Below are 15,164 nucleotides of genomic sequence, written 5' to 3' on the forward strand. Positions count from 1 at the left end.
CAGTTGATGCCAGCGATTTCACGCATCATGGTCATGATTTTCTTGCCCACAATGCCTTCCATGTACGGCCACTCTTTGGAGTACAGGATCTCTTTTGCTTTGGATAGCTGTTCTGGGCTCAGCTCAACAACATTGATGCCTGCGCCACGTACCTTCTCCAGGAAGCCTTCGTCGATCGCTTGTGCTTCGTCCCAAACCTTGTTCAGGGTTGCGTCGGCTGCGGCCAGCAGTTTCTCGCGCTCATCGGCTGGCAGGTCTTCCAACCAGGACTTGTTGACTACCCAGAAAGCGTGTTCGAAGTAGTCGCGGGTCAGGATGTAAGCACCCAGTACGTCGCGCATCTGCCAAATTTCAACGGATGGACCAAAGGAGCGGCCATCAACGGTACCCAGCTGTAATGCGGTGTACAGTTCAGAGAATGGCATTGGAACTGCGGAGAAGCCCCAATTCTTGAAGCGCTCGATACCGATTTTCACAGGTGGTACGCGCATCTTGATGCCGGTTGTATCAGCTGGGAAGTTGGTTGGAATGCGGTCAACGCCTTTGCGGATTGCTACAGAACCGAAACCGGTAGGGATGGTACCCAGAACCACCAGATCCAGGTCTGCCATGATCTCGTTGTAAACGTCGGTCATTTTACCGTTAGGGCCGTACACTTTGCGTGCATCGTCCCAGTTATCTACAACGTAGCCCAGCCAGGACAGGTCCAGACGAGAGTCAAATTCAGATGCAGCAAATGTCATGGACATCGGCACGACGCCTTCCATACTCTGCTCGAAGATAGACGCCCAGTCACCCAAGTCGCCGCCCGGGTGGTAATCCACTTCCAGGGTAGAACCTTTCGCCTTCAGCTGAGACATGAAGGAGTCAGACGCCATGTGGAAGATGTGATCGGTAGGGTAAGCGTGAGCGAGCATGAACTCGTCACCAGCATTTGCGGTTTCTACTGCAGGAAGTGTCAGCGCTGCGGTGATAGCACAGGCAGACAGGACGGATTTGAAGGTGCTTTTAATTGTCATAGTGACCTCTAATATTTGTTGTTCTGGTCATTCTTGTATTTACCTCCCTGTTCATTCCGGCGGATAACCGGCAGAAGGTATGAATTGATTCTGTGATAGGTGAATGTTTCGTTAAATTTGAAATAATTTTCGCCAAGTTAAGTGAATGTTTAACTTAAATTGGGGATGCGTTAAGTGGTTGAGAGGAAACGCGTAAGGGAGGCTTTGTAGGGCAGGCCTTCAGCCTGCCGGCAGCCTGAAGGCTGCCCTACAGGGAAATGGTCGTTAAGAATTGAGCGGGAAATGGGAATGTGTTGGGCATTGCGTTGCAATGGCCAACCTACGCGGATGAATAGATATGTAGCAGCGCTCTCCGAGCGCGACATACCATTGTGGTTATATCTGTCGCGCTCGGCACCCTACAGGGCATAAAAGAGCGCTGCTACAAAGGGGGAAAAACGAACGGATTCGTAGGTTAGCCATCGCGCAGCGATGCCTAACACAACAAATTAATCCTGACCGGTCAGGTGCTCCAGATAGGTCTCCAACACCAAATTGGAGCGCGCACCTTTACGCGTAATCACCGAAAAATCAGTCTCGTAATTGTAGGTTTCCGGATCAATCGCCCGCATACGGCCTGCATTCACCCACTGGTTAGCCAAGTGGGCCGGAAGGTAGCCGATGTATTGACCGGTAAGGATCAAAAACGCGATACCTTCTCGGTCGGTGGCGGTGGCGGTGGCTTTTAACTGCTGGTGGCAGGCTTTTACCAACGCGGTTTGCGCATACGCTGGAACCACCGCATCCCACTCGCTCACATCGATGTCGCTGTCGGCCACGTAAAACAGCGGGTGATTGTGGGAGCAATACAGGCGGGAGCGCTCTTCATACAGCGGATAGTAGTTGAGGCCTGCCAGAGCACGAAGGGTTGGTACAATACCCACGTGTAAACGGCCATCCAGAACGCCCAGCTCAATATCGTTCGGTGGGATCATGCGGATATTGATCACCACCTCAGGGCCTTGCTGCTTAAGCTCCGACAAGGCATTAGTGATCAGCATCTTCGGCATGGTTACCAGGTTATCGGTGATGCCGATATTCAGTTCACCCTTCAGTTGGGTGTGCAGGGTGTTTACCTGGGTGCGGAAGTCTTCGATGGAGGAGAGCAACTGCAGGGTATAGTTGTAGATCTGCTGGCCCTCTTCGGTCAGTGAAAAACCGGAACGGCCGCGTTGGCAGAGGCGGAAACCGAGGCGGGTTTCCAGGTCGGACATGGCGATGCTGATCGCAGCACGGCTGATGTTCAGTTCCACTTCGGCGGCAGAGAATCCGCCGCACTCGACCACCACTTTGTAGATGCGCAACATGCGCAGATCGACATCACTGATCTGCCCTTTGAATTCACTTTTCTTTGCCATCTGCCCGTTCCACTACGTTATAAAGTTAACTCAAATATTACCTAACAATTTTATACATATATTTTTAGTTAACCTAGTAAATAACGAGCGGACCGTGTTATTTACCCCAGTCCAGATAGATCTCCGGTTTCTCCATCACCTCCTCAATGCGCTGCTTGAGCAGATCGGCAAACTCCATGGTGATCATGGAAGAAGGGGTATCTGCCGGGAACATCATGCCAACACGCAGGAATACATCGGGTTCAAAGCGGCGAAATACCACTTTGCCGGGGCGGGCGTAGGTGGTGTAGCTGTAGGCGGATATTGGATCCATCACCGATACACCCAGTCCACGCTCTACAAACTGCAGCGCGGGAATATAAAAGCGGGTTTGCAAACGTACGTTCATGCGGTGGCCGCTGGCTTCAAACATCTGCATCAGATCGTGGAAGATCATGTGATCCGGATGCAGAGTGATCATGGGCTCACCGTCCAGCAACGCTGGTGTGATGACCTCTTCACCTGCTAATGGGTGATCAACTGGAAGCGCACACACCGACTTCAGCTCGAACATCTGATTTTTGCCCAGGTTAGACTGGTGCGTGGACATCTCCGCTAAACCCAGGTCGTACTGGTTAGACGCGATCCATTCCACTACGGCATCAGAGGTACGTGTTTGCAGCGATGCTTGTACTTTAGGGTGTTCTTCCAGAAAGTCAGCCAGTACGTCAGGTACAAAGAAGTTAGATGGGCCCGGCATACAACCAATACGCAGGAAGCCGTACTGCTTATTCTGAATATCCTGAACGGTCTGGCTCACATCCTGAATACGGGCAAAGATCGCTTCTACCTCTTTGTAGAGGTAGTTGGCTTCAGGGGTGGGGTAAAGACGTTTCTTATGGCGCTCGAACAGCTGGAAACCGATCTCATCTTCCAGTGAGCTGATCATCATACTTACTGCCGGTTGGGTGCGGAACAGGTGTTTGGCTGCCTGCGAAACCGAACCGGTAAGCATTACCGCACGAAAGGCTTCCATCTGTTTGAGGTTCATAGCGTTGCCTTAGAATATTAATTCAGCTGATGATTGGCTTGGAAAATTGAACGTTACGTTATGTTATATGCGTAACTCAAATGTATCGCAACCATTCAGTCCGTGGGAACGTAGTTGAGTCGATTTTGTAGCTCATGACCTAAAAGGAGAGTGTTTCGAGCGGTGAAGCTTTGATACTGCGAAGGAGGAAAGCGGGGGGAAGGTAGAGCGGCTGCCCGGATGCCGAAGCAGAGCCGGGAGCCATTTCAGAAGAGGCGATTACTTCTTGCTAGTACGCGCTGCTTCTTCGGTGTAGATCGCGTAGGTCGCTTTCAGGTCAGAAACCCACTCAGGACCGTGGCGGAAATCTACCAGTGCGCCGATATTTTCGTACGCTTTCAGCACTTCAGGATCTTTCATGACTTTTGCAGTCGCTGCAGTCAGCTTGTCGACAACTTCCTGAGGTACGCCTGCAGGTGCGAATACACCGGACCAGCCGCCGAAGCTGCCCTTAATGCCGTAGTCAGCGAACGTAGGTACGCCTGGGAATGCGTCCATCTTTTGGTCCATTACCAGAACGCGTGCGCGGTCAGCTTTTACGTGAGGACCGAACGCCGGAGGGAAGGACACAGCAGAATCGATGTGGCCACCCACAACGGAAACCATGGAGTCCGCAGCGCCTTTACCGTGTACGTACTTCACCTTGTAGCCGGACTGGTTAGCGATGATGTTCGCCATGATAGTACCGGAAGAGGAAGCACCCCAAGAGCCCTGAGTTACAGTTTTGCTCTGCGCACCTTTGATAAAGTCATCAAAGCTTTTGTACGGGCTGTCTTTAGCTACTACAACTGCCGGAGGAACAGCGGTGTATTTCACAACTGGCGTGAAGGTGTCAAAGTTGTAAGGGGTGTTGGTGAAGTTAGGTGTCACCATCATGTTGCTCACACCAGCGTTGATCAGTGTGTAGCCGTCTGCTTTTGCACGCGCAACGAAAGAGGTGCCAACAACACCGCCGCCACCTGTTTTGTTGATAACAACAACAGGAACGCCCAGCTCCTTCTCAACGGCATCCGCCCAGATACGGGTCGTCAGGTCGGAGTCACCGCCAGCACCCCAAGGCACGATCACTTTGATTGGTTTTTCTGGGTAGTCAGCCATGGCAGCGCCCGCTGCGAAGGTCATGGTTACTGCGGTAGCGATGGATAGCAGGGTTTTTTTAGTGCTTTTCATACTAACTTCCTTCGATTTATTTTTATTTACGTTTGTTGTATTTCACAGGGCTCACGGCCTTTTAGTGTGGTTACGTCACCGCCCTGTGAAGGAGGTTGTTTTACTGCTTAGGCTGGCTTTTCTTCAGCCGCCGGAGCTGGGATTTTTGAGGCTTTCCGTTTTGCCCGCATGCTTGAGTAAACAAAGAATACGGACAGAGCGATAAACACCCAGCTGAATGGAGAAGCGAAAAACTTGGCGTAATCGTCCCCTACGATGGCAAACGCCTGATCCAGGTTCTGCTCAAGGAACGGTGTCAGGATGAAACCGATGATGAATACCGCCGGATTCAGTCCTACCAGTCGCATGCCGTAACCCAATACGGTGAAGGCGATCAGTACAAGGATGTCATCCATGTTCTGACCGGCGGTGAATGCACCGGTAAAGGCGAACACGGTCACGCATGGGAAGATGAAGTAACGTTTCAGTGATGCCATCTTCACGAAGAACTTGAAGCCAGAGCGAGCGATACCCAGCAGGAACAGATCGGTGATCAGGAAGCCTGCGAAGATCGCGTAGATGGTTTCAGTGTGTTCGAAGAAGATCATCGGGCCCGGCGTCAAACCGTGGATCAGGAACGCACCCATCAGCAGTGCTGCAACGTCATCGCCCGGGATGCTCAGGGTCAGCATTGGGATCATGCTGGAACCACATACCGCGTTGTTAGCGGATTCCGCTGCAGCGATACCTTCTACAGAACCTTTGCCGTACTGCTCAGGATTCTTGGAGGTACGTTTGCCTTCACCATATGCAATGAATGCCGCAGTACTGGAACCCAAGCCTGGCAGGGCGCCGATAAAGGTACCGATACCACTGGATTTCAGAATGGTGCGGAATACACCCCGGAATTCTTTGAAGCTGATGTGGTTGTCCGCAGGGTTCGGTGATTGGGTGATCGCTAGCTCATGGTGTGGCACCTTGCGTCGACGGATCACATTGATCACTTCGGGCATAACCAGAATACCGATCAGCATTGGGGTGAAGGTGAAGCCGCCGATCAACTCGTCGATACCGAAGGTGAAGCGGGAGGAGCCGGTGATGGAGTCCATACCCACCATCGCGAACAGCATACCCAGACAGCAGGAGAGCAGGCCGCGTGGAATGGATTCACCTGCCATAGAACCGATCACGGTGAAGGCGAACAGCAGCAGGAACACTTTCTCAATCGGACCGGCCTGCAATGAGATTGCAGAGATCGGTGCCGCGACCAGGATCAATACCAGCGTGGCCAGCATCTCACCGGACACGGAGGCAAACAGAGACATGTCCAGTGCCTTGCCCGCTTTACCGGCCTTAGTCAGTGCATGACCATCCTGAGCCGTCAGGAAGGATGCAGCCGCCCCAGGTGTGTTGATCAGGATCGCGGAGATTGAGCCGCCATAGATACCGGCTTTATAGACCGCCAGTAGCATGGTGATACCGATGATTGGATCAACGTAGAACGTCATCGGCAGCATGATGGCGATCGCCATGATACATGAAATGCCCGGAATCGCACCAAAGGTGATACCGATGACAACACCGACAATGATGCCCAGAATCGGGCCTACTGCCAGAATTGCCGAGAAACCACTAAGAATATTATCGAACATCTGATTGTCTCCCCTTACAGCGTCCAGATTGGCAGATATACCCGTAGATATTCGCGAGATCCGTAATAGATCAGTACGGGGGTAATACCAGACATCAGGATGATCGGCAGCCAGTTACGGCCACCCAGCAGATAAGCGACACCGAGCATGACAAATGGCGTAGTAACCATGAAGCCAAAGTGAGGTACGGCCAGCCAGTACGCGACGAAGATACCAACATAGATAAAGATGCCGGAGAATCCGTCGGTGGTAATCACTTCCTGGCCTTCCATCGCTGCACCTTTGGACAGCTTCATGAAGGATTGGATAGCGATAGTTGCGGCGAAGATGATGATAAAGCTTGCGACGACGCGGGGCAGGAACAGAATGCCCATTTCGCTGTCAGCGCCACCCTCAGCAAGGTTGTCGTTGGTTAGGATGATCACCGAAGCGATGATCAAAAACGTCGATAGAACGACGTCTATTTTTCTTCTGTCCATTGTAATACCTGAAGTATTTCTTATTTTTATCGGCCTGCACCAACCGTTCACACGGTGGTTTTGGTGGGTGTTCCTTGCCGTAGTGGTTATGGAATTACCCACGCCATAGGCCGTTGATTTATCCAGTGTAAATAAACCGAATATATATATAATTCGAAAAAATATTTGATTATATAAGTTTGGCTTATGTTTTGGAGCGCCTCCTAAATAATCAGGGGCGTCTCATTTCTTACTATAGGCAGTAAATAGGTAGGGGCATTGGCTGAGCGGTTTCTGGCTTTCTATCGAGGGCAGGACAAAAGCCTCAAAAATACAAACATAAGCAAATCTGATGACATGTTAAATATTTACGATTTGGCATTATGTTTGTCGAAGCAAATAATAAATTGCATCAAGGCTCTGACCTGAATCGTGTAATACGACAGGCCGAACATAACAATAAAAGAAGAACCTCGGTGTACGTATCGTTTGTGATCCATGACATTACCCGTCTGATCACATCGCATCTCGAACCCTTCTCTTATCCGTTTCGGTAATCCCTGTTGTTGAACAAGGGTGACACCCATATCCCGCCACAAGTGGGCATCGGTTACACACTTCTGGATTCAGGCTGCTGTTTGATCAGCACTGTTGCAGTGCGCCTACAAAAGACAAAAGACGAAATCAGGGAAGAACTGGCCCGTGTGCCATTACGCAACCGCGATAGCCAGCTGTGACAACCAATAACAAGTGAGTAAAAGATGATCCAACGCCAACATTCCAATCAACGCATGAGTCAGCTGGTGAGCTTCGCCAACCTGGTTTGGACTGCCGGTCAGGTTGCAAAAGATCCTTCAGAAGACATGGCAGGTCAGACTCGTCAGATCCTGGATCAGATCGATGCGCTGTTGGCAGACGCAGGCACTGATAAAAGTAAGCTGATCAGCGCCAACATCTGGGTATCCGATATCCGCCAGTTCGCACAGATGAACGAAGTATGGGATGCCTGGGTCGACAGCGAAAACGCACCGGTACGTGCCTGTGTTGAATCCCGTCTGGCCCGCCCGGAGCTGCTGGTCGAGATCCAGGTCGTAGCTGCCAATCCTTAAGTTTTTGAGGCGCGGCACTGCTGCCGCGTAGCGTGTATGCAAAGTTCACATATAGGAATACTCGGGGCTGGCATTGTTGGCCTCGCAACTGCACTGCATCTGCAGAAAGCAGGGTACAACGTGACGTTGATCGATAAAGAAGCCCCGGGTATGGGGGCTTCCTTTGGCAACGCCGGTTTGTTTGCTGACTATGCCCGCTTGCCGTTTTCCAAGTTTGCGATGATGCGCAAGATGCCAGGAATGCTGCTGGATAAAACCAGCCCGCTATCCATGCAGGGGAGCTATCTGCCTTCATTAATGCCGTACGGCTGGGAATTCTTTAAAGCCTGTTTCCCAGCGAAGTATGCGAAGGGCAAAGCTGCAATGAAGTCTCTGCAGGAACTGGCGCGCCAGGCCGACCAGGAGCTGTTGGACCTGACCAGTGCACAGGACCTTATAAAAGAAGAAGGTTGTTTGGGGCTGTTTGCTACAGAGGAAGGTTTTGCCACCGCGCAGCAAGGCGATTTACAGGAACGTAGAGATCAGGGTGTAAACCTTGAGTTCCTGAATGCCAACCAGGTTCGAGAGTTGGAACCGGACTTAGCTGATTTTCATGCCGGTGGCGTTTTTTATCCTGACACACGGTTCACCGTTAGCCCGGTGCAGCTGTGTCGCCGCTACGCCGACCACTTCACTGCCAACGGTGGGGTGATCGTGCAAAATCAGGTGCAGGCGGTAGAACCGGGCGAAAATGATGTCACCGTACGCCTAACCGGTGACACCGTGAAGTTTGACCAGGTTGTGGTGTGTGCCGGTGTGGCCTCAAAAGAGATCTTGGCCAGCATGGGTATCAAGATGCCGATGGTGAGCGAGCGCGGCTACCACCTGACACTGGATATCGGTGACAAAGAATTGAGTCGCCCGGTGGGTTGGTTGGATAAAGCGGTCTTCCTGACGCCGATGGATGGTGGTGTTCGCCTGGCAGGCACTGCCGAGTTTGCATTCGCGGATGCACCGCTTAACCCACAGCGTGCCGATGCCATGTTGGAACATGCCAGGGTGATGCTGGGAAGCAACCCGTCGATCAAATCGACCTGGGTCGGCAGTCGCCCATCAACGCCCGACTCGCTGCCAGTGATTGGCACGGTAGACAAGCACCCACGGGTGAAAGTGGCCTTTGGACACGGTCACCTGGGGCTGACCTTTTCTGCTGTAACCGGCAAACTGATTACAGAATGTGTACAGGGGCAGGCGTCCTCTGTAGACCTGTCACCGTTCTCTGCGACACGATTCGCATAAAAGGATACTGAAATGATTCTTAAAGGTGGAATTAACTATTACGGGATAACCATCGGTGTTATCTCCCTGGAATCCTACTTTCCGAAGCCAGACGGCCACATCAAGCACCCGGCCAGCTTCGACTTCCCGATCATGTATCACACCGTAAAAGGTGCAACCATTGATCGCCTGATCCGCGAACGTGATCCAGAGCTGCTCAAGCCATTTATCGAAGCTGCTCAGGAGCTGGAGCGTGAAGGTGTGAAAGCGATCACGGGTAGCTGCGGCTTCCTGGCCCTGCACCAGAAAGAGATCGCCGATGCGGTAAACGTCCCGGTATTTATGTCCAGCCTGATTCAGGTGCCGCTGGTCTCCCGCTTCCTGAAGCGTGACCAGAAGGTAGGTGTGGTTGTCGCCAACAGCGATGCACTGTCCGAAGATCACCTGAAAGGTGTTGGCATTGCTGACGAACCAATCGTGGTTGCGGGTATGCAGCACCAGAAGCAGTTTGCTGAAGTGATCCTGCGCGGCGACACCAACGATCTGGATATGGACCTGTTTTATGAAGAGCTGAGCGGTGTGGTAGGCAACATGCTGGAAGAAAATCCGGATGTGGGTGCTATCGTCCTCGAATGTACCGACCTGTCGACCTTTGCACCAAAACTGCAGGAGCAGTTCGGTCTGCCAATCTACGACCTGACCAGCCTCACCCGTATGGTGGCGGCAGGTGCTGATCGTCAGATCGCGTAAGAACTGAATAAGCGTTCTATCTTCTTTCTTCCTACAGCACGGCTCTTGTTGATAGGCAGAGAGCACCGCAAAAGCCGGTTCGGGTTTTATCCCGAGCCGGCTTTTTTTTGTGTTTCTAATTTCCCTTTTTGATCTATCCCGCCTTTGTAGGGCAGCCTCGTCGTCATCGAAGGTGATCAGGCTGCCGGCAGCGTAAACGCTGCCCTACAAATCCTGTTTGCCTCGTCAAACCACCGAATTCTTACCAATTATTTCGTAAATGTTGCGGAATTTTTCACTATGAATGAAATATCAGTATCCCTTATGTAAACGTAAATAATCTTGAATTGACCCAAACGGGTGCATACGGATAATGCGCGCTTCGCCATTTCAGTTCTCGTGAAAAAGTAATCCGTACAAATACACATGCAAGCATCAAATCTGCCACAGGGTGGCCTGTTCTGGACCACCTCCGCCTACATCGTTTGGGGCCTGTTGCCTCTGTTTTACCAGCATCTGCGTGGGGTAGAAGCGATGGAGATATTTGCCCTGCGCGTGTTGTGGTCCGTACCGTTGATGGCGTTGTTGCTCTGGGTCACCGTGACCCCAATCCGTGTGTTCAAACTGCTGATGGAGCCGAAGACCTTCTTCTGGCTGTTCCTGTCGACGGCGTGTATCTCAACCAGCTGGTACCTCAACACCTGGGGTGCAACCAATGGACAGGTGTTGATGGTGAGCCTGGCATTCTTTCTGACACCACTGATCAGCATCCTGATCGGTGTGTTCTATTTCCGTGAGCGTCTGACGCCCCTGCAACTGCTGGCGCTGATCCTCTGTGCAACCGGCTTCCTGTATGCCTGCATGAATCTCGACAGCTTTCCATGGCTAACCGTAGGGATTGCAGTGGCATTTGGCTGCTACGGAGTAATCAAAAAACAGGTGAAGATTGATACCCTCAACGGTTTGGCCGCCGAAGCTCTGTTGATGGTGCCATTTGCTGTGTTCTACCTGATTGGTGCGGCGGGGGAGACCCACTGGGAAGCGGGTGAAGAGAATGTACGCCTGTTGCTGGCGCTGACCGCACCGATGACCATCCTGCCGCTGGGCCTGTTCGCCTTCGGTGTGGCACGTATGAAAAACCTGTCCAGTATCGCCATCCTGCAGTACATCGAACCTACGCTGTACTTCCTGCTGGCGGTGTTCGTATTCGGCGAAGCGATCGATATGGAACGTCTCACCACCTTTATGCTGGTGTGGGCTGGCTTTATCGTCTTCTCCATCGACGCCATCCGTCGCGCCAAAGTCGCCAAATCCGCCCAGAATATTGGCCTGGAAAAACCGGAGATCTAGTCTCCGGTTTTGCGTTGCTTCGCTTTCTCTCGGACATGTAGCAGCGCTCTCCGAGCGCGACACCACATAGCTTTAATTTGGCACCTGTAGCAGCGGGCTCTGACCGCGACAGAAAGAACCTCTGAATTGTCGCCCTCAGAGCGGGCTGCTACGAAGGACTTCAGATCCTCAATTCGTCCGACTAACAATCAACTTCAATCCCATCGCCACCATCGCACCGCCCATCACTCGATCGATCCAATGGCCAATCGCCTTAAACTTGCGGTTGACCTTCGGGCTGGACAGCAGCATCACCACAGACGAAAACCATCCCAACTGGATCAGCATCATCCATACGCCATACACCGCAATCTGATAAAACGGCATATCCGGAGACAGCACCAGCGTAAACAGCGCCACAAAATAGACCGGCGCCTTAGGGTTCAGCGCATTACACAGAAACCCCATACCAATGGTCTTCAGTGCCGATTGCTGTGGTACGACCGGAGCATCCGCCGCCACATCCTGCGCAGGTGTCGACCGCAAGCCTTTATATCCCAGATAGAGCAGGTAACTGCCACCCAGGATCTTGATCACCCAAAGCGCTGTGGCGGAGTTCGCAATAATCGCTGCGAGACCAAAGCTGGAGTAGATAATATGGATCGACAGGCCCAGAGCGATGCCAATACTGCACAAGAATCCCGCTTTGCGACCGTGGGTCAGCGTCTGCTGAGATACCAGTACAAAGTCGGGGCCGGGAGATGCCGCTGCCAGCAAATGGATCGAGCTGATCAGTAGCAAACCTTGTAAAAGATCCATAACTACCTCGTGAATGTCTTAGGTGTTGAGCTGTTCACTCAACACGTGGTTTACGGTTAATTAGCGTATAGAATAAAAAAGTCGCTGGGTAGAGGTTGAATTAGGAAAGGTTTATTGCAGCATGCGCAAGAATGAGCAATTCGCACTGATGTACGAAATGGCGGTCTTTGTGGAAGTGGTAAAGCAGGGCAGTTTTACCGCCGCAGCCAACGTATTGGGCTGCTCAACCTCATCGGTGAGCCGCAGTATAACTAAACTGGAGAACGCACTCGCCACCAGTCTTCTAACCCGTACTACCCGTAAACTGCGCCTGAGCGGCAGCGGTGAAGAGGTCTACAGCCGCTGCAAACAGATGGTGGAAGCGGCAGAAGGCGTGTTGGAATTCAGCCAGGGCCTTAACGAAGAGATTGAAGGGGATATCAGCCTCAGCGTACCTAAAGCCGTGGGCCACACCGTGATCCACCCGTTGTTACCGGAGTTCATGGCGATGTACCCCAAGGTAAACCTGCACATGATCCTGGATGATCGACCGTTTGATCTGATCGACAACAACCTCGATCTCACCATCCGCATCACCGATAAACCTTCACCGGGTCTGATGGGACGCGAACTGTTCCGCGTAGATCATGTGCTTTGCGCATCACCGGAATACATCGAACAACACGGCGCACCACAAACACCGGAAGAACTGGCACAACACAGCTGTGTGTATCTGGGCGATAACCTTGCTGATTCTCGATGGACCCTGCGTAAAGACGGCAAAACCACCACCATCGAACTCAAGGGGCGTTATGCGGCTAACCACTCGCAAGTGAGGTTGGATGCGGTAAAGAAAGGGATAGGCATCGGAACCTTGCCTGACTTTACTGCAAGGGACGATCTTGCGGCTGGCAATATCGTAAAAATCCTGCCGGACTGGGAGTTCATTACGAACTATCAGGGCGGCGTGTGGGTCTTGTATGCGCCAACTCGGCATCTGCCGCAGCGCTTGCGGGTGTTTATTCAGTATTTGGTTGATAGGATTCGTGCGAACCAGCCTGCAGCTTGGCGCACGTGAAGTGACGCCCAACTAAAATCGTGATCTGGGGCGTTGTCACGTCTTATCGGGTTATGTAAGGATAGACGTCAAATTGATACATTCCCCGGATGGGAACACGTGTGAAATCAAGGAAAGTCTATATGTATCAAACTCTTGCCTTGCTTTCACTTCTCATCCATTTCGGGGGTATATGTCAAGCTGACGTATTTAAACACGTCAGTTTGACGTCTATTTAGCTGTTATAACTCAATACGTGCATAGAGATGGAATGAAGAAACGGATTTTGGTATCAGCAGTATTGATCACGTTCGTTAGCGGAACGTATGCGGCAGTCAGAGCATTTAATCATGCAGTGGATTTGGCTGCTGGTGAAGTAGTCGAAAGAACTCTCTCGGACAATACAATCGCCCAACTAAGGTTTTTGTCTGAAGTTGAAGAAACTCTTAAGCAAGGCAATCTTCAGGAAGCTCAACGAAAGTTGACTGAAGCGAAAGAGGATAATCTTTATATCTTGCATAGTTATTGCCAACTCCCCAAGTGTGTCAAAGCTGTCAAAGGGTATTCTGCTAAATGATTTATAACAAAAACATGAAAGGTCGCCCTTCTGGCTTGGACCGTAGCTACGCTCCGGCCCTTTATGTTGGGCGTTATGGGGCAATCAGAACATGAGTGCAAGGACGTACTTTAGATTAAGTTTACTGTTACCTCTGCTTCTACCTGTTGTGTTATTCCCCTTTACTGGTCTATCGGGAATAGTTGCAATACTTTGGATGTCACTGGGGTTTGGCGGTCCTGCATACCTCTTGTTTGGGGTAACTATTTTTTTATGGCTTGGGAAAATATCTACATCTTGGGGAATGAGAAAGCTTACATGTTGGGCGCCAATAATCTTTATTCCTATTCAGAGTGTTTCCTGGCTCATACATTTTCACCTTCAGAAACAGTCAAATCCCGAGCTAACTGGTGGTATAGAGGGGATTCCGGTTTTTGCTGTCTATATCCTACTGCTTGGCTACATTTACGTGGGTATAGTAAATGCCGGATACTATATTCTTGAATTTACAGGGGGAGTTCGTGAGTCATAAGTTTCCCCATAACAAGGGTGGGCACATCCGCCAGCAAAGCTGGCTTGGACAACCGCTGCGCGGTCGCCTGTGCCACAAGCGTTATAAACCGTGCCTATGTACCGAGTAGCATACTTAGCATCATTACTCTCGAGTGTAGCAGTCCTAGTTGGGACTGCTCTGATAGTTGGGATGCTGATGTTACCCGTAGATGCAAATTGGGGTAACGCAGGGGCATTTTCTGCGGCACTATCCATAGGTGCTACTGGTGGCGGGGTGCTTATTGCAATGTTCTTTGGAACGCTAGCTGGTTCTATCGCGTACGTTTTCCCTGACAAACTGCCCCCCACCAAGATCTATAAGTTACGCTGGTCTTTAATGCTTTCTGCGCCAGGCATTTTTGCACTGATTACGCTTCTCAGAGGGGGGGCTCTTAATGGTTTATAACAAGGCGCTCAAATTTGTTCCGGGGCTTCGCCCCTTCACCGGACTGCCCAAGCTACGCTTGGCCAGCCCTTTAGCGCGACGTTATGTTTACAAGGATGATCATGAAGAATATGGAATTGTGCACGCTTGAGGAGTTCGTCAAGCTTCAAAGTAATCCCTCTGAAAGGGAGCGGTTCTACTCAAAAGTTAGTATGGCCTTGAAGCTTTTGGGGGTGTTGGTGGCTTTCTTGAGCCCGGTTATCGTTGAATACTACTCACTGAAATCATTCTACGGCGTTTTCGGTGGTGTCATATCGGGCCTGCTTATAGGGTTCGGTATGTACTACAAATCAGCCAAAAGTCAGGTTCCATATTTCGCTAAATATGTTTCAGTGGATATCGAGAAAGTTAAAAACCGAATTAAGGAACTGAAAACATAACAAGTACGGGCACGGTCAGCCACTTCGTGGCTTGGACTCGCTTCGCTCGCCCGTGCAGTAAGCGTTGAGGCTGTCGGATAAGTCCCGCAGCCCTTGGCAGCCGGACTTTTCTCCCGCTACAATCGATTCAACGAACTTTACTGCTGATGGTGCAAGGGATGGCGCGCTACAAACACTACGATTACAACCAGACCAAGATGATTCCGCT

Annotated in this window: 15 protein-coding genes; 8 read left to right on the plus strand and 7 right to left on the minus strand. The window is 51.3% G+C overall.

What is annotated here, in order from left to right; translation table 11 throughout:
- The 6 genes from dctP to QKW35_RS21000 all read right to left on the minus strand — a co-directional run.
- Nucleotides 1-1,019, minus strand: a 1,019-nt coding sequence (gene dctP / locus QKW35_RS20975) for a TRAP transporter substrate-binding protein DctP (RefSeq protein WP_282356300.1), incomplete at its 3' end; no start/stop codon positions are given.
- 488 nt (nt 1,020-1,507) lie between these two features.
- Nucleotides 1,508-2,416 carry a LysR family transcriptional regulator gene (locus QKW35_RS20980; RefSeq protein ID WP_282356301.1) on the minus strand — a complete coding sequence of 303 codons (909 nt, stop codon included), beginning with the start codon at nt 2,414-2,416 and terminating at the stop codon, nt 1,508-1,510.
- Nucleotides 2,417-2,513: 97 nt separating this feature from the next.
- Nucleotides 2,514-3,446: a LysR family transcriptional regulator gene (locus QKW35_RS20985; protein ID WP_282356303.1), complete on the minus strand. Its 933-nt coding sequence runs from the start codon at nt 3,444-3,446 to the stop codon at nt 2,514-2,516.
- Between the two features lie 258 nt (nt 3,447-3,704).
- On the minus strand, nt 3,705-4,655 hold the full coding sequence (locus tag QKW35_RS20990) for a Bug family tripartite tricarboxylate transporter substrate binding protein (protein ID WP_282356305.1): 951 nt from the start codon (nt 4,653-4,655) through the stop codon (nt 3,705-3,707).
- Between the two features lie 107 nt (nt 4,656-4,762).
- Nucleotides 4,763-6,286, minus strand: coding sequence for a tripartite tricarboxylate transporter permease (locus QKW35_RS20995; RefSeq protein WP_282356308.1), 1,524 nt, complete (start codon nt 6,284-6,286; stop codon nt 4,763-4,765).
- Between the two features lie 14 nt (nt 6,287-6,300).
- The gene (locus tag QKW35_RS21000; RefSeq protein WP_282356310.1) at nt 6,301-6,765 is read right to left on the minus strand and encodes a tripartite tricarboxylate transporter TctB family protein; all 465 of its coding nucleotides are present in this window, start codon (nt 6,763-6,765) and stop codon (nt 6,301-6,303) included.
- Between the two features lie 542 nt (nt 6,766-7,307).
- Between QKW35_RS21000 and QKW35_RS21005 the strand changes: the two genes are divergently transcribed.
- The 5 genes from QKW35_RS21005 (at nt 7,308) to rarD (ending at nt 11,189) form a co-directional block, all read left to right on the plus strand.
- Entirely contained in the window at nt 7,308-7,481 is a 174-nt protein-coding gene (locus tag QKW35_RS21005) for a hypothetical protein (RefSeq protein WP_282356311.1), read from the plus strand.
- A gap of 24 nt (nt 7,482-7,505) precedes the next feature.
- The gene (locus tag QKW35_RS21010; protein ID WP_282356313.1) at nt 7,506-7,853 is read left to right on the plus strand and encodes a RidA family protein; all 348 of its coding nucleotides are present in this window, start codon (nt 7,506-7,508) and stop codon (nt 7,851-7,853) included.
- A 36-nt stretch (nt 7,854-7,889) separates the two neighbouring features.
- Nucleotides 7,890-9,131: an NAD(P)/FAD-dependent oxidoreductase gene (locus QKW35_RS21015; RefSeq protein ID WP_282356314.1), complete on the plus strand. Its 1,242-nt coding sequence runs from the start codon at nt 7,890-7,892 to the stop codon at nt 9,129-9,131.
- A 12-nt stretch (nt 9,132-9,143) separates the two neighbouring features.
- Nucleotides 9,144-9,860: an aspartate/glutamate racemase family protein gene (locus tag QKW35_RS21020; protein ID WP_282356315.1), complete on the plus strand. Its 717-nt coding sequence runs from the start codon at nt 9,144-9,146 to the stop codon at nt 9,858-9,860.
- Between the two features lie 405 nt (nt 9,861-10,265).
- Nucleotides 10,266-11,189 carry an EamA family transporter RarD gene (rarD, locus tag QKW35_RS21025; RefSeq protein WP_282356316.1) on the plus strand — a complete coding sequence of 308 codons (924 nt, stop codon included), beginning with the start codon at nt 10,266-10,268 and terminating at the stop codon, nt 11,187-11,189.
- Between the two features lie 168 nt (nt 11,190-11,357).
- On the opposite strand, the gene QKW35_RS21030 is transcribed toward rarD, so the two are convergent.
- Complete coding sequence (locus QKW35_RS21030; protein ID WP_282356319.1) at nt 11,358-11,987, minus strand: LysE family translocator; 630 nt, start codon at nt 11,985-11,987, stop codon at nt 11,358-11,360.
- 121 nt (nt 11,988-12,108) lie between these two features.
- Between QKW35_RS21030 and QKW35_RS21035 the strand changes: the two genes are divergently transcribed.
- From QKW35_RS21035 to QKW35_RS21045, 3 genes are all read left to right on the plus strand, one after another.
- Nucleotides 12,109-13,044, plus strand: coding sequence for a LysR family transcriptional regulator (locus QKW35_RS21035; RefSeq protein ID WP_282356322.1), 936 nt, complete (start codon nt 12,109-12,111; stop codon nt 13,042-13,044).
- A gap of 250 nt (nt 13,045-13,294) precedes the next feature.
- A complete protein-coding gene (locus QKW35_RS21040) occupies nt 13,295-13,600 on the plus strand; it encodes a hypothetical protein (RefSeq protein ID WP_282356324.1) in 306 nt (101 codons plus the stop codon).
- 1,038 nt (nt 13,601-14,638) lie between these two features.
- Nucleotides 14,639-14,956: a hypothetical protein gene (locus QKW35_RS21045; protein ID WP_282356328.1), complete on the plus strand. Its 318-nt coding sequence runs from the start codon at nt 14,639-14,641 to the stop codon at nt 14,954-14,956.
- The last annotated feature ends 208 nt before the right edge of the window (nt 14,957-15,164 follow it).

Source organism: Pontibacterium granulatum (assembly GCF_029961155.1).
Lineage (GTDB): Bacteria > Pseudomonadota > Gammaproteobacteria > Pseudomonadales > Balneatricaceae > Pontibacterium > Pontibacterium granulatum.

What these genes read in the sequence shown, in the direction of transcription:
- QKW35_RS20980 (WP_282356301.1), bottom strand. Translation starts at nt 2,416, where the DNA reads ATGGCAAAGAAAAGTGAATTCAAAGGGCAGATCAGTGATGTCGATCTG.
- QKW35_RS20985 (WP_282356303.1), bottom strand. Translation starts at nt 3,446, where the DNA reads ATGAACCTCAAACAGATGGAAGCCTTTCGTGCGGTAATGCTTACCGGT.
- QKW35_RS20990 (WP_282356305.1), bottom strand. Translation starts at nt 4,655, where the DNA reads ATGAAAAGCACTAAAAAAACCCTGCTATCCATCGCTACCGCAGTAACC.
- QKW35_RS20995 (WP_282356308.1), bottom strand. Translation starts at nt 6,286, where the DNA reads ATGTTCGATAATATTCTTAGTGGTTTCTCGGCAATTCTGGCAGTAGGC.
- QKW35_RS21000 (WP_282356310.1), bottom strand. Translation starts at nt 6,765, where the DNA reads ATGGACAGAAGAAAAATAGACGTCGTTCTATCGACGTTTTTGATCATC.
- QKW35_RS21010 (WP_282356313.1), top strand. Translation starts at nt 7,506, where the DNA reads ATGATCCAACGCCAACATTCCAATCAACGCATGAGTCAGCTGGTGAGC.
- QKW35_RS21015 (WP_282356314.1), top strand. Translation starts at nt 7,890, where the DNA reads ATGCAAAGTTCACATATAGGAATACTCGGGGCTGGCATTGTTGGCCTC.
- QKW35_RS21020 (WP_282356315.1), top strand. Translation starts at nt 9,144, where the DNA reads ATGATTCTTAAAGGTGGAATTAACTATTACGGGATAACCATCGGTGTT.
- rarD (WP_282356316.1), top strand. Translation starts at nt 10,266, where the DNA reads ATGCAAGCATCAAATCTGCCACAGGGTGGCCTGTTCTGGACCACCTCC.
- QKW35_RS21030 (WP_282356319.1), bottom strand. Translation starts at nt 11,987, where the DNA reads ATGGATCTTTTACAAGGTTTGCTACTGATCAGCTCGATCCATTTGCTG.
- QKW35_RS21035 (WP_282356322.1), top strand. Translation starts at nt 12,109, where the DNA reads ATGCGCAAGAATGAGCAATTCGCACTGATGTACGAAATGGCGGTCTTT.
- QKW35_RS21040 (WP_282356324.1), top strand. Translation starts at nt 13,295, where the DNA reads ATGAAGAAACGGATTTTGGTATCAGCAGTATTGATCACGTTCGTTAGC.
- QKW35_RS21045 (WP_282356328.1), top strand. Translation starts at nt 14,639, where the DNA reads ATGAAGAATATGGAATTGTGCACGCTTGAGGAGTTCGTCAAGCTTCAA.